We start from the raw sequence: 15,554 nt of genomic DNA, 5'->3' as shown, positions 1-15,554 counted from the left end.
CCGACGCGCAGTCCTACCCGACACCGCCCCGGGAACGGACCAACGCGACATCACAGGCATGAGATCAACCGGCCGCTGCCGTGAAACATCGAGGCCGGCGCCTGGGAATCCGTCGACTGGCGCCCTTTCGATCTCATCGGCATCGACGCCTACCGGGACGTCCACAACGCCAGCACCTTCCGCTCCGACCTGCGCGAGCACTTCCACCACGGCAAGCCCGTCGCCATCACGGAGTTCGGCACCTGCGCCTACCGAAGGGCGGGTGAACTCGGTGGCATGGCCTGGCGACCGCCACACGGAGCGATCCCGGACGAGGACGAACAGGTGCGCTACCTTGTCGAACTCACGGACATCTTCGAGGCCGAAGGGGTGGACACCGCACTCTGGTGCTCCTTCGCCAACTACGACAAGCCCGGACCGCAGGACATGGCCTCCTACGGCGTCGTCCGCGTGCTCGACGACACCCGATGGGAGCCCAAGAAGGTATTCCACACCATGGCGGCCAGATATGAACGCCGCTGATCCACCAAGAGGCCGCGGCGCCCCAGGGCGACAGAGCGTCACCGGCGAACGGCGGCACGGTCCACTTCACGAAATCCGTGCCTGAACCGCTTCCAGCAGCAACTGTCACAGGGCTCCGAGATCGCTTGACCTTGCCCCAGCGGGAAGGACAACAGTGTCTCCGTGAATCACCTGAGCGAGCGGCCTGTGCTCGCTGGCCCGGCAGGACGACGAGGGGGAATCCGCGTGACCGCGACCTGCGTCATTCTCGAAATCGGCGGCGTACTGGAGATCGTGCAGAAAACGGGGTGGGTGCAACGGTGGGAGGAGCGGCTGGAGCTGCCGCTGGGTACCGTGCATGAACGGATGCGCGACGTGTGGCGGGCCGGGAGCGTCGGAAGCATCGGCGAAGGAGAGGTTCATACGCAGGTGGCAGCACGCTTGGGCCTCGACGCGCCCCAAGTTGAAGCCTTCATGGCTGATCTGTGGGCGGAGTATCTGGGGACGCCGAACGAGGAACTCATCGCCTACGTACAGAGGCTGCGGGGAAGCTGCGGGCTGGGCATCCTGAGCAACGGGCGTCCGGCCAGCACGGAGAGCAACAGGCGACGCCACGGGCCGTGTTCGTCGGCCGGGAGGACCTGCAGATCGCCTTCCTCGAACAGTGGTTCCAGGAAGGCGAACAGACGCTCCGGTCGGCGGTCGATGTGCGCCGTGGCCTCCAACAGCACCGGGTCGGCGATCGACACCGCCGTCTCGGCACCGGGGAGTTGGAACCGCACGACGGGCCCGTACTCGGCATGCAGCCACAGCTGGTAGCTGGGCAGTCCGCCTGCCGCCGCGATGGCGCCGAGCCCGCCGTCCGATCGGGACTCGGGACCAGGAATGTTCATGTCGGGGCCTCCCTCTGACGGCCGGTCGGATTCTCCACCCGCGCGGTGGGCATCGCCAGCGAGAGCCGACGGCCGCGACGACCAAGCCGGCGCTCAGTCGGCCAGGTCGGCCACCGCGACCACATGGTCGATCCTGACCCGGACCAGCAGCTCGCCCGGCACGCCGTTGCGCGCCGCGAACTCCTCCCGCCGCTCCTCCCCCATGTAGCGCGCGCCGATCCGTCCGGCCCACTCGCGCACCTCGGGCAGGTCGTCGCCGAGCGTCGCCGTCCCCCGGACCAGCACGAAGGAGAACGGCGGCCGCTCGTCGTCCACACAGAGCATCACCCGTCCGTCGCGAGCCAGGTTGCGGCCCTTCACGGTGTCCCGGCCGGTGTTGAACACGAGGTCGCCGCCGTCCAGCAGGAACCAGATCGGCGCCACGTGCGGGCTGCCGTCGGCCTTGGTGGTGGCCAGCTTGGCGGTGCGGGTACCGGCGGTGAGAAAGGCCCGCCACTGGGTCTCGGTCATCTGGGGCATGCGGCCCATGCTGGCCCAGGCCGCCCCGCGCAGCCGGGACAACCCGCCCAGGGCACCGGCCGGATCGACCGATCGGTTGATGCCCGGGAGCTGGGCGGGGCAAGGCCGGACACCCGCCCAGGCCGGAACCACTGAGCCGTGGAAGCTCCTCGCCGCGACGTCCGTCCGTCCGAGGAAACGCTCGACGAGCTCAGTCCGTCGCCGAACAGCTCGAGGACGTCAAGATCCCGTCACGGGCTCCGAGCGTCAGGCCGCCCGTCAGGGCGCCAGCTCCACCCATTGAGCGCGCCAGGCGGGTGGCGGGAATGGATCCGCGAAATACTGGGTCTCGCGGGCGACCTTTCCGTCACGGAATTCCATCACGCTAACGGTGGGTACCGGTTTTCCGTCGTAGGCGATCGCATATTCGGTGACCCAGAGGTGAAGTCGAGCTTGGCCGGGTGGTGCGAGCGCAGCGCCTGCAGGTTGCGGCGGCCGTGGATGCGCTCACCCGACTGGGGATAATCAACCACGACGTCGTCGTGATAGATCTCGTGCTCGGCGTCCTGGTCTCCCGCGGCAGACGCTGCCCAGTGCCGATCCAGCGCCGCTCGGTTCTCCTGGTCCCCCATCGCGTTCCCTCCGATCACAGTGCTGTCGGACGAGGTCCACATCCGGTGCCCCGAATCCGGTACCCCAGCCTCCTGCTGACCACGGTAGCCCTGGCAGCGACATGCTTCCTGACCACAGGCGCCAGGCCCCTTCCTCCTCCGCGCCAGCCGAGCTCACGGCGTCGCGGTCACGTGACCCCGCACCCCCGGAAGGCCTGCCTTGACGGTGGAGGAGTGGGCGTCGACCATGGAAACCATGGAAACGAAATCAGTTTCGAAAGTTTCCGAGGGCGACGTGCAGCGTGCCGACGTGATCGTGGAGGCGGCCGGCCGGCTGTTCTTCGCGCCGGGCTTCGCGCGGGTGAGCATGGACGGTCTCGCTCGTGAGCTCGGGATGAGCAAGAAGACGATCTACCGTTATTTCCCGGACAGGCGCAGCCTGCTGGCCGCGGTGCTGGATCGGCGGTTCGCGGCGGTGGAGCGCACGTTGGCGGCGGCGACCGAGGGCGCGGAAGGGCAGCCGTTCGATGTGCGGGTGGAGCGGTTCCTGATCGCGGCAGGCAGTGAGCTCGGACGGATCAGCACGGCTCAGCTCGCGACGGGGCGCGGCGATGCGACGCTGCGCCAGTACGTGGAGCAGCGTGTGGACGAGACGATCTACCGGCGGCTCGACGAGCTGTTCCGGGACGGGCACCGGCGGGGACTGCTGTCGGCACCGCCTGAGCTGCTCGGTGAGATCACCCGAGGCGCGTTGGAGCGGCTGCTCACCTCGCAGTTGCCGCGCCAACTCGACCGCACCGCGGCCGATCTGCTGCGCGCGACCGTCGACACCGTGCTTCGCGGGGCGTTCCGCCCGGCACGCCCCCGCATCGACGATGAACAACTGCGGGCGGTCATCCCGACGGCCCGCGATGACAAGCAGGGGGTGGTCCCATGACCGGGGCAACCAGCAGGGTGGCACTGGTGACAGGGTCCAGCAGCGGAATCGGTGCAGCCACCGCGCGCCTCCTGGCCGCACGAGGGATGCGCGTGGTGGTCAACTACCTGCACAGCGCCGCGGCAGCCGAGGAGGTCGTGGCCGGCATCGAGGCCGCGGGCGGTCAGGCCATGGCCGTGCAGGCCGACGTGCGCGAGGCAACGGCGGCCGAGAGCATGATCGAGCAGGTCCAGGCGGCTTGGGGCGGCATCGACGTGCTCGTGCACAACGCGCTCACCCCGTACGTGGTCAAGCCGTTCCGGGACATGACGTGGGAAGAACTGGGCGGCAAGCTCGACGACGAGATGCGTGCGGCGTTCGCGGTCACCAAGGCCGTCCTGCCCGCCATGACCGAACAGGGCTGGGGGCGCATCATCTATCTCGGTACCGGCCTCAGCCGCCGGCCCCGGGAGGGCATGATCGCCCTGGGCACGGCCAAGGCCGCACTGGCGCAGTTCGGCCGGTACCTCGCCCAGGAACTGGGCCCGCTGGGCATCACGGTCAACGTCGTCGAGCCCGGCCCGGTGGACGACACCCGCATGTCGGCGGATGTGCTCGACGAGGAGCACAAGCGGCGGCAGGTGGCCGCCACCCCTCTGGGCCGCCTGGCACACCCGGACGACGTCGCCCAGGCGGTCGCCTTCTTCGCCAGTGAGGACAACGCCTTCATGACCGGTACCACGGCCGCGGTCAACGGCGGGATGTCCATGTACTGACGCCCCACTCCTCCGCGCGCACCGGGCCATGCCGTTCCCGTTCGCCGACGGCCGGACCGCGTCCGGCACGCCGTCACCTGAACACCACGGCCCCCAGCGGCCGGGCTCGCGGCACGCACGGGCGCACGGCGGTGACACGATCAAGGGAGAACGTTCATGTACACGATCGATCTCGCCTACGTCGGGCGGGGCCTGCACGAGGAACTGGCCGCCTACATCGCCGACCAGCAGGGTTACTACGCCGACGAGGGCGTCCACGTCGCGCTGCACGACGGCATCTCCTGGGACGAGGAGCGGCTGCGCCACTGCGCCACCATCGGGCTCGGCCGGGCCCTGCTGTCCCGCCTGGCCGACGGAACCCCCTGGGTCGCACTCAGTGTCAACACCGACCGACCGCTCTTCTGGTTCCTCGCCCGCCCCGGCCCGACCTCCCTGGCCGACCTGGCCGGCCGACGGCTGGCGGTACACGCCCCCCACACCGCACCCGGGTGCTTCGCCCGGATCGTGCTGCGCCGGGCCGGCCTCGACCCGGACCGCGACATCCACACCATCGTCCGCCCGCCCGGCGACTACGGCATGGACCTGCGCTGGCTGCACGACGGCAGGATCGACGCCGCCCTGGTCGGCAGCACCATGGCACCGGAGGCGATGGCCGCCGAGTACGGCTGGAAGGTGCTGGCCTGGGTCGGCGACCACTTCCAGGTCCCCACCGTGGGCGTGGCCGTCGACCCCACCCACATCCACCCGGACGACCCCGCGGTCCAGGCCGTCGTACGGGCCCACCGCCGCGCCCTGCAAGTGATCCACAACGAACCCGACACCACGGTGCGGTACGTCCAGACGTTCCTCGGCCGACACACCGCAGACGAAGCCCGGGCCCACTACGAGACGTTCATCGCACCGTACTTCACCGCCGACGGCCAAGCCGACCTCGGCGTCGGCGCCGCCGCGATCACCGCGGTCGCCGCCGAACTCGGCGTCCCCGCCACCGTCACCGCAGCCGAGTTCTACCGCACCGCAGCCACCACCTCCCAGGAACCCGGCGACGTCGGCGCTGCCGAAGCGCGGTGAGTCGGTACCCCGGGACCGCCCACGCGGAGACGTACGCGGCCGCTGGACAGAGCCACACAGCGCGTACACCCGGCACCAGTCATCGAACGAAGGCGCGTGCCATGTGATTCGCGGTCTACGGCGGAACCGGGCCGATCGGGTCACGGGTCGTGGCGAAGACGCGGCCGGGCGGCAGGCCGTACCGCGCTCCCGCTCCACAGGGGTGGACGTCATCCCTGGGCCGAGCTGCCGACTGGCCCAGGGAGTCCGTCTGTTCGCGCTGGTCCCGGACCGGCATGGGACCGGTTGACGGAGACCGGGCGTTCCCGATGCCGCTGGACGGGGTGTGATTGAGCTGACTGGTCGTCATATCGTCATCTAGGGTGAATCGTCTTCGGATTCGACCGGGGCATCACGAGGGAGAGGCGATCATGGGGGAACTGGACGGTAGGACCGCGCTGGTGACGGGCGGCTCGCGCGGGATCGGGCGCGCGGTCGCCCTGCGGCTCGCCGCCGAAGGGGCGCTGGTCGCGGTCCACTACGGCGGCAACGACGCGGCCGCCGCGGAGACCGTGGCCCGGATCGCCGAGGCCGGCGGCCGGGCGTTCAGGGTGCGGGCCCGGTTCGGCGAGAGCGGCGCGGTGGACCGACTGTTCGAGGGGCTGACCGCCGGGCTGGCGGACCACGGCGTGGACGGCCTGGACATCCTGGTGAACAACGCGGGCATCCACTCGGTCGGTTCGATCGGGCAGCTCACCGAGGAGGAGTTCGAGCGGCTGCTGGCGGTCAACGTGAGCACGCCGGTCTTCGTGGTTCAACGGGCGCTGCCGCTGCTGCGGGACGGCGGACGGATCGTCAACATGGGTTCGGCGGCCACCCGGATCGCGGCCCCCGTCCAGATCGGCTACACCGTCACCAAGGCGGCACTGGCGGCCCTCGGCCCGTCGCTCGCCCATGAGCTGGGCCGGCGCGGGATCACCGTGAACACCGTCGCCGCCGGAGTGGTGCGGACCGACATGACCGCCGGCTTCACCACGGTTCCCGAAGCGGTGGCCGAGCTCGAGTCGATCACCGCGCTCGGACGGCTCGGCGAGCCGGAGGACATCGCGGACGTGGTGGGCTTCCTGGCGGGCCCACAGGGGCGCTGGGTGACCGGCCAGACCATCGACGTCTCCGGCGGTACCTATCTCGGACCGGCCGCGGCCAGCTGATCCGCCCGGGGGCGCGTGCGCCCGGGATGTGACGCCGACTCGGCCGAAACCCGGCTCCGCGCTCCCCGGTACGGCCGCGCCCCGGGAGGTCTGTCGCGTACCCGGGACGTGGACGTCGGGTGGGGTCAGCCTTCGGACCTGACCTCGGTGTCGACGAAATCGCAGATGGCCTCGAGGACCGTGCCCGGCTGCTCGATGTGCGGGAAGTGCCCGGCCTCCGGGATGGCCCGGAAGGTGGCGCGGGGGAAGGAGTCGGCCAGGGCGCGCCCGTACTCCAGTGGCACGATGCCGTCCTGCTCGCCGGCAAGAACCAGCACCGGGACGGTGACCCGGTGCAGCCGGCCCCGGAGCTTGGGGTCGTGGCAGAAGGGGTCGCCCGCGTAGACGGCAAGGGTGCGCTGGTTGGCGGCCATCGCGGCCTTCTGCTCGTCGCCGAGTGCCGCGAAGTCGGGGCGCAGCTCGGGCTTGAAGAAGGCCAGCTCACCAGTCTTCACCGGACCGAGGTCCGCCGGGTTCGCGATCTCCAGAGGCGGTTCGGGCTTGATGCCGGTGGAGCCGAGCAGCATCAGCGCGGTGATCCGGCCGTGGTTGTCGCGCAGTCCCATCTCGGCGGCGATCCAGCCGCCGACCGAGCTGCCGGCCACCACCACGCTGGTCAGGCCGAGCGCGTCGATCAGGTCCAGGTAGGCCGAGGCCAGATCGGCGGTCGAGTCGACCGACTCCGGGCGGGGAGTGCCCTCGAACCCGGGGTGGGTCGGCACGACCACGTAGGAGTGCTGGGACATCGCGGCGGCGAATCCGGCCATCGAGCGCGGCCCGGCGCCGCCGTGCAGCATCAGCCCGCCGGTGCCGTCCGTGTTCTCTCCGAACTCCTGGACCGTGACGGACAGGCCGTTGGGAAGGTCGATGGTGCGGGTCGTGCTGCTGGGGGCGGAGACGGTCATGGTGAAGGTTCCCTCGTCGATGCGGATGGCGGTGTCTGTGCACGGCCCGTGCTGCTTCAACTTCACCCGGGCGCGTGGATCACGGCCGACTCTCCTTGTGAGAGTCAGCTGTTATTACTATAGGAAGCTTCCGCAAGCTTATGCAAGTGAACTCTCATCAAGAAGGCCGCCTCGCTCATACCCTCGCCGCGGGCCGACACCGACACCAGGGCCCGCGGCGGACATCGTTCATGACCGCGCTCGCCACGGGAGCCATGGAGACAGATGGCAACCCTCTTTATGCAAGTCAGCTCTTGTTACCATAGTTGACTTGCTAGAGTGGTCGCGTGGAGCAGAGCGAAGCGACGACCCACCAGGGCACCAGCAGCCGCGGCGACCAGAAGCTGCGCACCCGCACGGCGATCCTGCGGGCCGCGGCCGAGCTGATGCGCACCGGCCGTGGGGTGACCATGCCGGAGGTCGCCAGGGCCGCCCTGGTGTCCGAGGCCACGGCCTACCGTTACTTCCCCGACCTGGCCAGCCTGCTGCAGGAGGCCATGACCGGGCAGTGGCCCACCCCGGAGCAGGCGCTGGCAGCCGTCACCGACTCCCGCGACCCGGTCGAACGCATCGCCGCCGCGACCGAGCACCTGCTGCGCCTGGTGCTGACCTACCAGGGCGCGACCCGCACCATGATCGCCGCCACCGTCACCCGCCCTGCGGCCACCAGCGCCCGTCCCGCCCTGCGCCTCGGCCTGGTGGACCACGCACTCGCCCCTCTGGCCGAGACCCTCGGCGCCACCGACCCCGCCGCCCTGGCCCGGCTGAAGAACGACCTCGCCATCGTCATCAGCGCCGAAGCCCTCTTCACCCTCACCGACCTGTGCGGGCTCGACCCCGACGCCGCCATCGCCAGCGCCGTGCGCACCGCGACCACCCTCACCCGAGCAGCCCTGCGCGAACACGCCGCCGTCCAGCCCGCCGAAGCCACCAAGCAACGGCTTGCAGGCGACTGCCCAGGCCGACCCGGCCCAGCGTCGGTGACGACCAGGCCAACGGGCCGATAGCCCGCGGCCTCCTGGGAATGCGCAGCACCCTGGTCCGTCGCGGCCGGCGGAGCACCGTGCGGGCCGGCGAGGTCGACCGAGCCGGCCTGGCCGGCTTCAGCCTCCGGCTGCCCGGCGGGAACTGTCAGCCAGGCCTCGTGACTGCGCCGGTCGGTCTAGGCGCCGGCAGTGGGGGTCGACGAGCGCTGGTCGAGGACGCGCACCGCCAGTTCGCCCCAGCGGATGTTCTCCCGCTCGAACTCCATGCCCCGCAGCAGGGTGAGGTAGGGGCCGATGCGCTCGGCGTCGGCGAGGTGGTGGTCCTCGCTGCGGCCGTTCAGCAGTCGGGCCTGGAGGCGTTCGTACCGGGCCAGTTTGGCCATGGCCCACGCGACGCGTTCGGTGATCGCCGCCCGCACGGCCTCCGCGTCGCCGGTTTCGACGCACTGGACCTTGACCAGCAGCTCGTCGCGGATGGTGGTCGGCCTCGTCGCAGGCGCCACGGTGTAGTCGCGCACGGCGGCGAGACCGGCCTCGGTCAGCGAGAAGAGACGCTTGGTGGGGCGGCGTTGCTGTTCGACCACGCGGGCGCGGATCAGCCCGTCACGCTCCATCCGTTCCAGCTCCCGGTAGAGCTGCTGGGGAGTGGCCATCCAGAAGTTGGCCACCGACGCGTCGAACCCCTTGGCGAGGTCGTAACCGGATGCCTCGCCCTCCAACAGGGCGGCCAACACCGCTTCACGCAGAGCCATCCGGCCAACCTAGCACCCGGCCGTCCCGGCGAGGGAGCGACCAATCAGCCCTGGACTCCCGGCACCGACCAGCCTCATACTCCTCGATACACCTATTCAACTAGTTGAATATGAGGTTGACCCGTGCACCCGTTCCGCAAGGCCGTCGAGGACCGCGACGAGCAGGCCATCGAGGCGCTCCTGGCCGAGAACGTCGTCTTCACCAGCCCCGTCGCCTTCAAGCCCTACCCCGGCAGGGCGATCACCGCGGCGATCCTGCGCGGAGTGCTGCGCGTCTTCGAGGACTTCCGCTACGTCCGCGAGATCGCCGACCCGGGCGGCCGCGACCACGCCTTCGTCTTCACCGCGACCGTGTCCGGCCGGCAGATCCACGGCTGCGACTTCCTGCACTTCGACGAGGACGGGAAGATCGACGAGTTCACCGTCATGGTCCGCCCGCTCTCCGCCGCGCAGGCGCTGGCCGAGGCGATGGGCGCCCAGTTCGACCGGATCGCCGAGGAGGCGGCCGGACACTGACCGCGACCCGACCCAGGGTGCTAACTTAGGTGAGCCTAACTATCGGATCGACGTAGCCCAGGGGGACCCCATGGCAGACCAACCGGCCCGCAGGACACCGCAGGCCCGCCGAGCACAGGTGGTGCGCACCGAGCGGATCACGCCGCACATGGTGCGTCTGGTCCTCGGCGGAGCCGGCCTGGAGACCTTCGATGCCACGGAGTTCACCGACCACTACATCAAGGTGCTCTTCGCGCCCGAGGGCGTGAGCTACCCGGAGCCCTTCGACATCGCGCGGATCCGCGAGGAGTTCCCGCGTGAGCAATGGCCACTCACCCGGACCTACACGGTGCGGGCCTGGGACCCGGGGCTACGCGAGCTGACCGTCGACTTCGTCGTGCACGGCGACGAGGGCCTGGCCGGACCGTGGGCGGCCCGCGCGCGGATCGGTGAGACGGTGCACTTCCTGGGCCCCGGCGGCGGCTACACCCCGGACCCGGCCGCCGACTGGCACCTGCTGGCGGGCGACGAGAGCGCCCTGCCCGCGATCGCCGCGGCGCTGGAGCGGATGCCGGCCGACGCCGTGGTGCACGCCTTCGTGGAGATCGCGGACGCCGTGGAGGAGCAGAAGATCGCCTCGCCCGCCGGCGTCGAGGTCAACTGGCTGCACCGCGGCGAGCGCCCGGTGGGCGAGGCGCTGATCGAGGCGGTGGGCGCGCTGGACTTCCCCACCGGCACGGTGTCCGCCTTCGTGCACGGCGAGGCGGGCTTCGTGAAGGAGCTGCGGCGCCAGCTGCGCCTGGGGCACGGCATCCCGCGCGAGCGGCTGTCGATCTCGGGCTACTGGCGGTTCGGCCAGAGCGACGAGGCCTGGCGGGCGGCCAAGCGCGAGTGGAACGCCCAGGTGGAGGCCGAGCAGGAGCAGGCCCACTAGGGCTGTCTCTTCGGTCATCCGCGGGTTCGGATGAGGATGGCCGCGCGGTGGAGTGCGGCTTGGTGAGCGTTGGCGAGCCTGTCGGTACGCATGGCCGGGCCGCGACGCCGGAACGGCCACGTGGATGTGGCGTTCCGCAGGTGGGAGCGGATCGCGTGCGAGGCGCGGTCCGCGATCACGGGGTCGGGCCCGGCACGTGGTCCGATGTCCCACCTGGCGGCATCCCGGCGGACACGACGAGAGGGGGCAGCCGGACGGTCGTCGCCCGGAGGCCCCCTTCGCGCTGCCGGTCAGGTCAGAGCTCGGCCGCCCGTTCCACCAGGTCGCCGGGGTCGGTGTTCGCGCCACACAGCACCACGACGACCTTCTCCCCGTTGCCCGGCCGGTAGCCGCGGCTCGGCCCGGCGGGCCTGGTCGGCAGGTCCCGGTCGGGAACGTGGTGCGGCGGAGCCGTCAGTGCGGCGAGCGCTGCCGCCGCCCCGTGCTCCACGGCCACCCGGCGGTGGTCCCACAGGGCCTGACGGGCACGGACGATCTCGGCGTCCGGGACGAGTACGGAGTGGACGCCGTCCCGCTGGGCGGCGTGCAGGGCCATGGCGGAGGTGCGGCGGGCGCCGAGGGAGTCGGCGGCGACGGAGTCCACGGTGACGTCGACCGGGCGACCGGCCTCGACGGCGGCGTTCAGTGCTCGGCAGTTCTCCGGCTCGACGGCGACGGTACGGATGCCGTGCCGCTGGGCCGCGGTGGCCACGCCGGCGAACAGGCCGCCGCCGCCGACCGCGACCACCACGGTGTCCAGCCCGGGGACCTGCCGGCGGATCTCCTCCAGCAGGGTGCCGGCCCCGGCGGCGATCAGCGGGTGGTCGTAGGCGTGCGAGGCGAGTGCGCCGGTCGCGGCGGCGAAGTCCTCGCAGGCGGCCAGCGCCTCGGCGTACTCCGCGCCCACCAGGCGCACGTCGGCGCCGAAGCCGCGGAGCTTGGCGACCTTCACCGCTGGGGCGGTGGTCGGCAGGAACACCGTGGCGGTGACGCCCTGCTGTTGGGCGGCCCACGCGCAGGCGAGTCCGGCGTTGCCGCCCGACGCGATGGTCACCCCGGCGTCCGGGAGGGTGTCGGCGTCGCGGTGGGCCTGGATGAAGTTCTGCGCACCGCGGGCCTTGAAGGAGCCGGTGTGCTGCATGTACTCCAGCGCCAGCCACACCTCGCACGGCTCTTCCGGACGGTCGTCCAGCGGGTCACGGTGCGCGGTGCGGATCGCGCCGGGGTCGGCCGGGGCGAGGGTGACGGGGCGGATGCGTCCGGCGATCCGGTCGGTGGCGGCCTTGATGTCGCCGTACGTGAGGTGGTGCACTTCGTTGCTCCTGCTGGGAGAGGGTCAGGACCAGGCGATGAGCTGGCCGGTGGTGGTCAGGGCGAGGAAGAAGGCGAAGGCGATCCGTCGCTGCCCGGGGCAGGGCTCGACCGCGTGGAAGTTGGCCGGGTTGAACAGCAGTCCGTCGCCGTGCTCCGGCCGCAGGCTGACCCGCTGGCAGTGCTCGACGGTCTCGGGCCGGTAGCCGTACGCCTGGCGGTGACGCTCGTCGGCCGGCTCCCAGCGGTGGCGCCACACGGTGGTCGCGCCGCCGGTGGCCGGGACGGCCACCCAGACGTTGAACGCGAGCTGGGCGACGGTCTCCTGGTCGAACAGGCCGGTGGGGAACTCGCGGTTCAGGTCGTCGTAGTGGACCAGCGCGCCGGCGTTGATCTCGCGCAGGGTGCCGCCGAGGACCGCCCGGCCGCCGATGGTGGCCGGGGTGACGGCGGCGCCCCAGGCGGAGCCGAGCCGGGCCAGCGAGACGGCGACGGGGTCGGGGCGCATACCGGCCCGGTGCCAGGCCGCCCGGGCGGCCTCGGCGTCGCACCAGTACCGGTCGGCGTCCAGCCTGCCGTCCTGGTCGCGGTAGTCGTTGAGGGCCGGGCCGAAGCGGACGATCGGGGTGGGCACCCGGGCCGGGTCGTAGTCGGCGGTGGGCAGCCGGCCCAACGCGGCCAGCGCGCCCGCGCAGGTCCGCCGGTCGAGGAAGTCGGGAACGCGGACGGCGGCGAGGGTGCCGGCGGCGAGGTTGGCCAGGTGCCGGTCGGTGAAGGCCGCGGTGTTCACGGCGGTGAACAGCGGGTCGAGCGCCGTGGTGCGGGGCATGTCGCCTCCGTGAGGAGATGGAAGCCTACCGTGACGATACGCCGTACCGTACGCTGACTCACATGCCAAGGCAATCCACTTCCCTGGACCTCGCGACTCCCGAACGCATCGCTGATCAAGCCCTGTTGATCGTGGATCAGCAAGGCCCCGGCGCGCTCAGCTTCCGCACCCTGGCCGCCGCGCTGGACATCTCCGTGGCCTCGCTCCAACGCCGCTGCACCGACCTGGCCGGCCTGCTCGACCTGGTCACCGACCACCTCGCCGCCCAGCTCCCGGTCATCGCCGCGGGCACGGACTGGGCGAGCGCCACCGAGACCCGCTTCACCGCGCTGTACGAGCTGCTGACGGCCCATCCGGGCCTGGTCGCCCTGCGCGGTGGCCGGCCCTGGCTCGGCCCGCAGTTGCTGAAGCGCCTGGTCGAACCGCAGCTCGCCGGCTCCCTCGCGGCCGGCATGACGCCCGAGGAGGCGATCAGCTGCTACCGGCGGCTGTACCTGCTGACCCTGGGCTGCGCGAGCTTCGTCGACCACCGCGACCCGAAGGCCGCCCAGGCCGCCACCCGGCAGGCGCTGGCCGCGCTGGACCCCGAGGAGTTCCCGGTACTGACCGGCCACCTCGCCGCCATCCTGCCCGCCGTGGTCGACCACGGGGTCTACTTCGGCGCGCTCCGCCAGCTCATCCACGCCGCCGCCCGGTCCGGGACGGCCGGCGCGTAGGGACCAACCGGTGACCGGTCCCCCGCTCCGGCCGAGCAGGACCCGATGCCGCCCGGCATCACCGCCTCCCCGCGGCCGCTCGCCGCCCTTGGCACGGCGGGCGTGAAAGGGGCCTGGCGGCGCCGGCACCGCGAGGCCGTCGCGGCGGCCCTGGACAGGGCACAACACGCGCTGCCGGACCGAAGGTGCGTCGGACATCAGAGAGTACTTCGGGCGAGAAGAGGAGAACCATGAACCGTCGTGTCGTCCACACCCACGGCGGATCACCCGCCGACGTCCTGACGGTCATCGACGAGCCGGACCCGGCGGCGCCCGAACGCGGCCAGGTCCTCATCCGCACCACCGCCTTCACGGTGCACCCCGGTGATCTCCAGGCCATCGAGGCCTCCCCGCGGGAAGCCGCAGAGCCGATCCCGGCCGGATCGGAGGCCACCGGCGTGGTGAAGGCGATCGGCCCGGGAACACGCGTGGCACCGGGGGTCGAGGTCGGCGGTCGGGTCACGGTCTTTCCCCAGCCGGGGGCGTGGGCGCAGTGGATCGTGGCGGACGCCGATGTGGTCGCCGCGGTACCGGACGACCTGTCGGACGAGGTCGCCGCGCAGATGCTGGCGACCCGCTCACTGCGGTGATGCTGCACCGGGAGGCGCAGGAGCACCTGGCCTTCGGCTACGACGGTTGCCTGGTGCAGACCGCTGCCGGCTCGTCGGTCGGCCGGCTGGTGACGGGCGGCGCACGGTTCCACGACTTCGCCCCCGTCAACGTCGTCCGCAGCGACCGCGGCGCCGCCGAGGTGCGCAGGCGGTTCCCGGACGTGCCTGTCGTGTCGACGGAGCATCCGGGCTGGGCCGACGAGGCCCGCGAGGCAGCCGGCGGCCGTCCGGTGAGTGTGGCGTTCGACCCGATCGGCGGAGAGCTGGCGGAGGGCCTTCTGGACCTGTTGGCACCGGGCGGGAAGCTGGTCAGTTACGGACTGATCGCCATGGAGTCGATCTCGGTGCACGCGTCGACGCTGCTGAGCAAGTCGCTGACGGTGCGCGGCAGGAACATCGGCCGGTGGCCGTCCGAAGTCTCCACCGAACAGCGGCGATCCGACGTCGCCACCGCGCAACAGATCGCGCTGGCGCTCACCGACCAGTTCGACGTGGCCGCCACGTACGGCCTGGCCGAGCTGGCCAACGCCGTCGAGCACGCGGTACGGCCCGGCAAGATCGGCCTCGTCCTCGTCCGTCCCTGGTGACCGCCGCCGTAGCAGCCGGCAGACGCCAATCGGACGCGCGGCCGTCGTCGGCCACCTCGCCTTCAACAGCGTCCCGCTGAACTGTGGGCTGCGGAGCGGCGGGCGCCGGCGGCGGATCGGGCACACCCAGGTGCGATCCTGTCGCCCGGCCACGTCCAGTCACAGCTGGGGAGGCGCGTCACCGCCGAGGAGGGTGACCAACTGGGCGAGGAGGGTGTCGAGTTCGCGGCCGACCTCGGAGATCCGCGGGTTTCCGTAGCTGGCGAACAGCAGGCTGGGCTGGTCGACGGCGAGTTTGGTGTCGCCGTCGGGGTCCTCGTAGAGCAGGGTCCGCAGCGGTGCGTGCAGCATGACTGACGGGTCGTGGCGAAACATGCGCTCGGCGATGGTGTGGTTGCCCATCAGGTACTGGGTGGCTTTCCAGGGCGACGGCGAGCCGGCCATGAGGGTGGTGATGTCGTCGCGGTGGTAGCGCATGAATCCGTGTGGGGCGTTGATCTCGGCGAGCTCGAGCGTGGCCTGCCAGGAGGCCATCTGGAAGAAGCGGTGGAGATCGGTCTCGGGGACGAGGGTTTCGTAGTGCTCGCGCGCCGTGTCGTAGGGCTGGGGAAGCGCCACGACCAGCCGCCGGGCTGGGTGGTCGATGACGGCATTGTCCGTGGTCATGGCTGTGCCTGTTCGCGGTCGGAGTGGACGAGCTCGACATCGTGGATGTCGAGCGTGATGGAGGGTTGAGGTTGACGCTGTTGTCGGGGTTCCGGCGGAAGACCGTCCGCCGGGTCGCCACGAGCAGCCCGTCGAAACTCCGGTAGCGGC

General features: G+C 71.3%; 18 protein-coding genes and 2 pseudogenes. 12 read left to right on the top strand and 8 right to left on the bottom strand.

The window, feature by feature from the left end; genetic code table 11:
* The first annotated feature begins 324 nt into the window (after nt 1–324).
* On the top strand, nt 325–522 hold the full coding sequence (locus ACZ38L_RS09885; RefSeq protein ID WP_465691058.1) for a hypothetical protein: 198 nt from the start codon (nt 325–327) through the stop codon (nt 520–522).
* Nucleotides 523–747: 225 nt separating this feature from the next.
* Nucleotides 748–1,077 (top strand): annotated as a pseudogene (locus ACZ38L_RS09880) (HAD family phosphatase); the annotation flags it as partial.
* Here ACZ38L_RS09880 and ACZ38L_RS09875 read toward each other — a convergent pair.
* The 3 genes and pseudogenes from ACZ38L_RS09875 to ACZ38L_RS09865 all read right to left on the bottom strand — a co-directional run.
* A pseudogene (locus tag ACZ38L_RS09875) lies at nt 1,077–1,394 on the bottom strand (cytochrome P450); the annotation flags it as partial. The pseudogenes ACZ38L_RS09880 and ACZ38L_RS09875 sit on opposite strands and share 1 nt — an antisense overlap.
* A 93-nt stretch (nt 1,395–1,487) precedes the next feature.
* Nucleotides 1,488–1,913, bottom strand: a complete 426-nt coding sequence (locus tag ACZ38L_RS09870) for a PPOX class F420-dependent oxidoreductase (RefSeq protein WP_396561135.1) — start codon at nt 1,911–1,913, stop codon at nt 1,488–1,490.
* A gap of 359 nt (nt 1,914–2,272) precedes the next feature.
* The gene (locus ACZ38L_RS09865) at nt 2,273–2,524 is read right to left on the bottom strand and encodes a nuclear transport factor 2-like protein (RefSeq protein ID WP_465691057.1); all 252 of its coding nucleotides are present in this window, start codon (nt 2,522–2,524) and stop codon (nt 2,273–2,275) included.
* Nucleotides 2,525–2,750: 226 nt separating this feature from the next.
* Here ACZ38L_RS09865 and ACZ38L_RS09860 point away from each other — a divergent pair, with 226 nt between their 5' ends.
* The 4 genes from ACZ38L_RS09860 (at nt 2,751) to ACZ38L_RS09845 (ending at nt 6,456) form a co-directional block, all read left to right on the top strand.
* A complete protein-coding gene (locus ACZ38L_RS09860) occupies nt 2,751–3,440 on the top strand; it encodes a TetR/AcrR family transcriptional regulator (protein ID WP_465691055.1) in 690 nt (229 codons plus the stop codon).
* A 26-nt stretch (nt 3,441–3,466) separates the two neighbouring features.
* Nucleotides 3,467–4,195 (top strand): SDR family NAD(P)-dependent oxidoreductase, encoded by a 729-nt coding sequence (locus ACZ38L_RS09855; protein WP_465691053.1) that lies wholly within the window; start codon nt 3,467–3,469, stop codon nt 4,193–4,195.
* Nucleotides 4,196–4,351: 156 nt separating this feature from the next.
* The gene (locus tag ACZ38L_RS09850) at nt 4,352–5,266 is read left to right on the top strand and encodes an ABC transporter substrate-binding protein (protein ID WP_465691051.1); all 915 of its coding nucleotides are present in this window, start codon (nt 4,352–4,354) and stop codon (nt 5,264–5,266) included.
* Nucleotides 5,267–5,676: 410 nt separating this feature from the next.
* Nucleotides 5,677–6,456, top strand: coding sequence for an SDR family NAD(P)-dependent oxidoreductase (locus ACZ38L_RS09845; protein WP_465691049.1), 780 nt, complete (start codon nt 5,677–5,679; stop codon nt 6,454–6,456).
* A gap of 125 nt (nt 6,457–6,581) precedes the next feature.
* On the opposite strand, the gene ACZ38L_RS09840 is transcribed toward ACZ38L_RS09845, so the two are convergent.
* Complete coding sequence (locus ACZ38L_RS09840; RefSeq protein ID WP_465691047.1) at nt 6,582–7,400, bottom strand: alpha/beta fold hydrolase; 819 nt, start codon at nt 7,398–7,400, stop codon at nt 6,582–6,584.
* A 326-nt stretch (nt 7,401–7,726) separates the two neighbouring features.
* On the opposite strand from ACZ38L_RS09840, the gene ACZ38L_RS09835 reads away from it, so the two are divergent.
* On the top strand, nt 7,727–8,446 hold the full coding sequence (locus ACZ38L_RS09835; RefSeq protein ID WP_465691045.1) for a TetR/AcrR family transcriptional regulator: 720 nt from the start codon (nt 7,727–7,729) through the stop codon (nt 8,444–8,446).
* 155 nt (nt 8,447–8,601) lie between these two features.
* On the opposite strand, the gene ACZ38L_RS09830 is transcribed toward ACZ38L_RS09835, so the two are convergent.
* Nucleotides 8,602–9,177 carry a PadR family transcriptional regulator gene (locus tag ACZ38L_RS09830; protein WP_465691043.1) on the bottom strand — a complete coding sequence of 192 codons (576 nt, stop codon included), beginning with the start codon at nt 9,175–9,177 and terminating at the stop codon, nt 8,602–8,604.
* A 123-nt stretch (nt 9,178–9,300) separates the two neighbouring features.
* Between ACZ38L_RS09830 and ACZ38L_RS09825 the strand changes: the two genes are divergently transcribed.
* Nucleotides 9,301–9,693 (top strand): nuclear transport factor 2 family protein, encoded by a 393-nt coding sequence (locus ACZ38L_RS09825; protein ID WP_465691041.1) that lies wholly within the window; start codon nt 9,301–9,303, stop codon nt 9,691–9,693.
* Nucleotides 9,694–9,763: 70 nt separating this feature from the next.
* Nucleotides 9,764–10,606: a siderophore-interacting protein gene (locus ACZ38L_RS09820; protein ID WP_465691040.1), complete on the top strand. Its 843-nt coding sequence runs from the start codon at nt 9,764–9,766 to the stop codon at nt 10,604–10,606.
* A gap of 295 nt (nt 10,607–10,901) precedes the next feature.
* Here ACZ38L_RS09820 and ACZ38L_RS09815 read toward each other — a convergent pair whose 3' ends face one another.
* Both ACZ38L_RS09815 and ACZ38L_RS09810 read right to left on the bottom strand, forming a co-directional pair.
* On the bottom strand, nt 10,902–11,957 hold the full coding sequence (locus tag ACZ38L_RS09815; RefSeq protein WP_465691038.1) for a threonine/serine dehydratase: 1,056 nt from the start codon (nt 11,955–11,957) through the stop codon (nt 10,902–10,904).
* 24 nt (nt 11,958–11,981) lie between these two features.
* The gene (locus ACZ38L_RS09810; protein WP_465691036.1) at nt 11,982–12,785 is read right to left on the bottom strand and encodes a 2OG-Fe(II)-dependent halogenase WelO5 family protein; all 804 of its coding nucleotides are present in this window, start codon (nt 12,783–12,785) and stop codon (nt 11,982–11,984) included.
* 131 nt (nt 12,786–12,916) lie between these two features.
* Here ACZ38L_RS09810 and ACZ38L_RS09805 point away from each other — a divergent pair, with 131 nt between their 5' ends.
* From ACZ38L_RS09805 to ACZ38L_RS09795, 3 genes are all read left to right on the top strand, one after another.
* Nucleotides 12,917–13,501: a TetR/AcrR family transcriptional regulator C-terminal domain-containing protein gene (locus tag ACZ38L_RS09805; RefSeq protein ID WP_465691066.1), complete on the top strand. Its 585-nt coding sequence runs from the start codon at nt 12,917–12,919 to the stop codon at nt 13,499–13,501.
* Between the two features lie 230 nt (nt 13,502–13,731).
* Nucleotides 13,732–14,130, top strand: coding sequence for an alcohol dehydrogenase catalytic domain-containing protein (locus ACZ38L_RS09800; RefSeq protein ID WP_465691034.1), 399 nt, complete (start codon nt 13,732–13,734; stop codon nt 14,128–14,130).
* Nucleotides 14,130–14,738, top strand: a complete 609-nt coding sequence (locus tag ACZ38L_RS09795) for a zinc-binding dehydrogenase (RefSeq protein ID WP_465691032.1) — start codon at nt 14,130–14,132, stop codon at nt 14,736–14,738. The genes ACZ38L_RS09800 and ACZ38L_RS09795 overlap by 1 nt, the downstream gene beginning before the upstream one ends.
* Before the next feature lie 159 nt (nt 14,739–14,897).
* On the opposite strand, the gene ACZ38L_RS09790 is transcribed toward ACZ38L_RS09795, so the two are convergent.
* Nucleotides 14,898–15,404 (bottom strand): DUF302 domain-containing protein, encoded by a 507-nt coding sequence (locus ACZ38L_RS09790; RefSeq protein ID WP_465691030.1) that lies wholly within the window; start codon nt 15,402–15,404, stop codon nt 14,898–14,900.
* Nucleotides 15,405–15,554: the final 150 nt, after the last annotated feature.

Source organism: Kitasatospora sp. NPDC024654, from assembly GCF_055559155.1.
The sequence above is the reverse complement of the archived record's forward strand: the minus strand, read 5'-3'. Positions and strand labels throughout refer to the sequence as shown.

Coding starts and splice junctions, on each gene's coding strand:
- ACZ38L_RS09820 (WP_465691040.1), top strand. CDS start 9,764: ATGGCAGACCAACCGGCCCGCAGGACACCGCAGGCCCGCCGAGCACAG.
- ACZ38L_RS09850 (WP_465691051.1), top strand. CDS start 4,352: ATGTACACGATCGATCTCGCCTACGTCGGGCGGGGCCTGCACGAGGAA.
- ACZ38L_RS09860 (WP_465691055.1), top strand. CDS start 2,751: ATGGAAACCATGGAAACGAAATCAGTTTCGAAAGTTTCCGAGGGCGAC.
- ACZ38L_RS09800 (WP_465691034.1), top strand. CDS start 13,732: ATGAACCGTCGTGTCGTCCACACCCACGGCGGATCACCCGCCGACGTC.
- ACZ38L_RS09865 (WP_465691057.1), bottom strand. CDS start 2,524: ATGGGGGACCAGGAGAACCGAGCGGCGCTGGATCGGCACTGGGCAGCG.
- ACZ38L_RS09870 (WP_396561135.1), bottom strand. CDS start 1,913: ATGCCCCAGATGACCGAGACCCAGTGGCGGGCCTTTCTCACCGCCGGT.
- ACZ38L_RS09830 (WP_465691043.1), bottom strand. CDS start 9,177: ATGGCTCTGCGTGAAGCGGTGTTGGCCGCCCTGTTGGAGGGCGAGGCA.
- ACZ38L_RS09795 (WP_465691032.1), top strand. CDS start 14,130: ATGCTGCACCGGGAGGCGCAGGAGCACCTGGCCTTCGGCTACGACGGT.
- ACZ38L_RS09790 (WP_465691030.1), bottom strand. CDS start 15,404: ATGACCACGGACAATGCCGTCATCGACCACCCAGCCCGGCGGCTGGTC.
- ACZ38L_RS09810 (WP_465691036.1), bottom strand. CDS start 12,785: ATGCCCCGCACCACGGCGCTCGACCCGCTGTTCACCGCCGTGAACACC.
- ACZ38L_RS09840 (WP_465691047.1), bottom strand. CDS start 7,400: ATGACCGTCTCCGCCCCCAGCAGCACGACCCGCACCATCGACCTTCCC.
- ACZ38L_RS09845 (WP_465691049.1), top strand. CDS start 5,677: ATGGGGGAACTGGACGGTAGGACCGCGCTGGTGACGGGCGGCTCGCGC.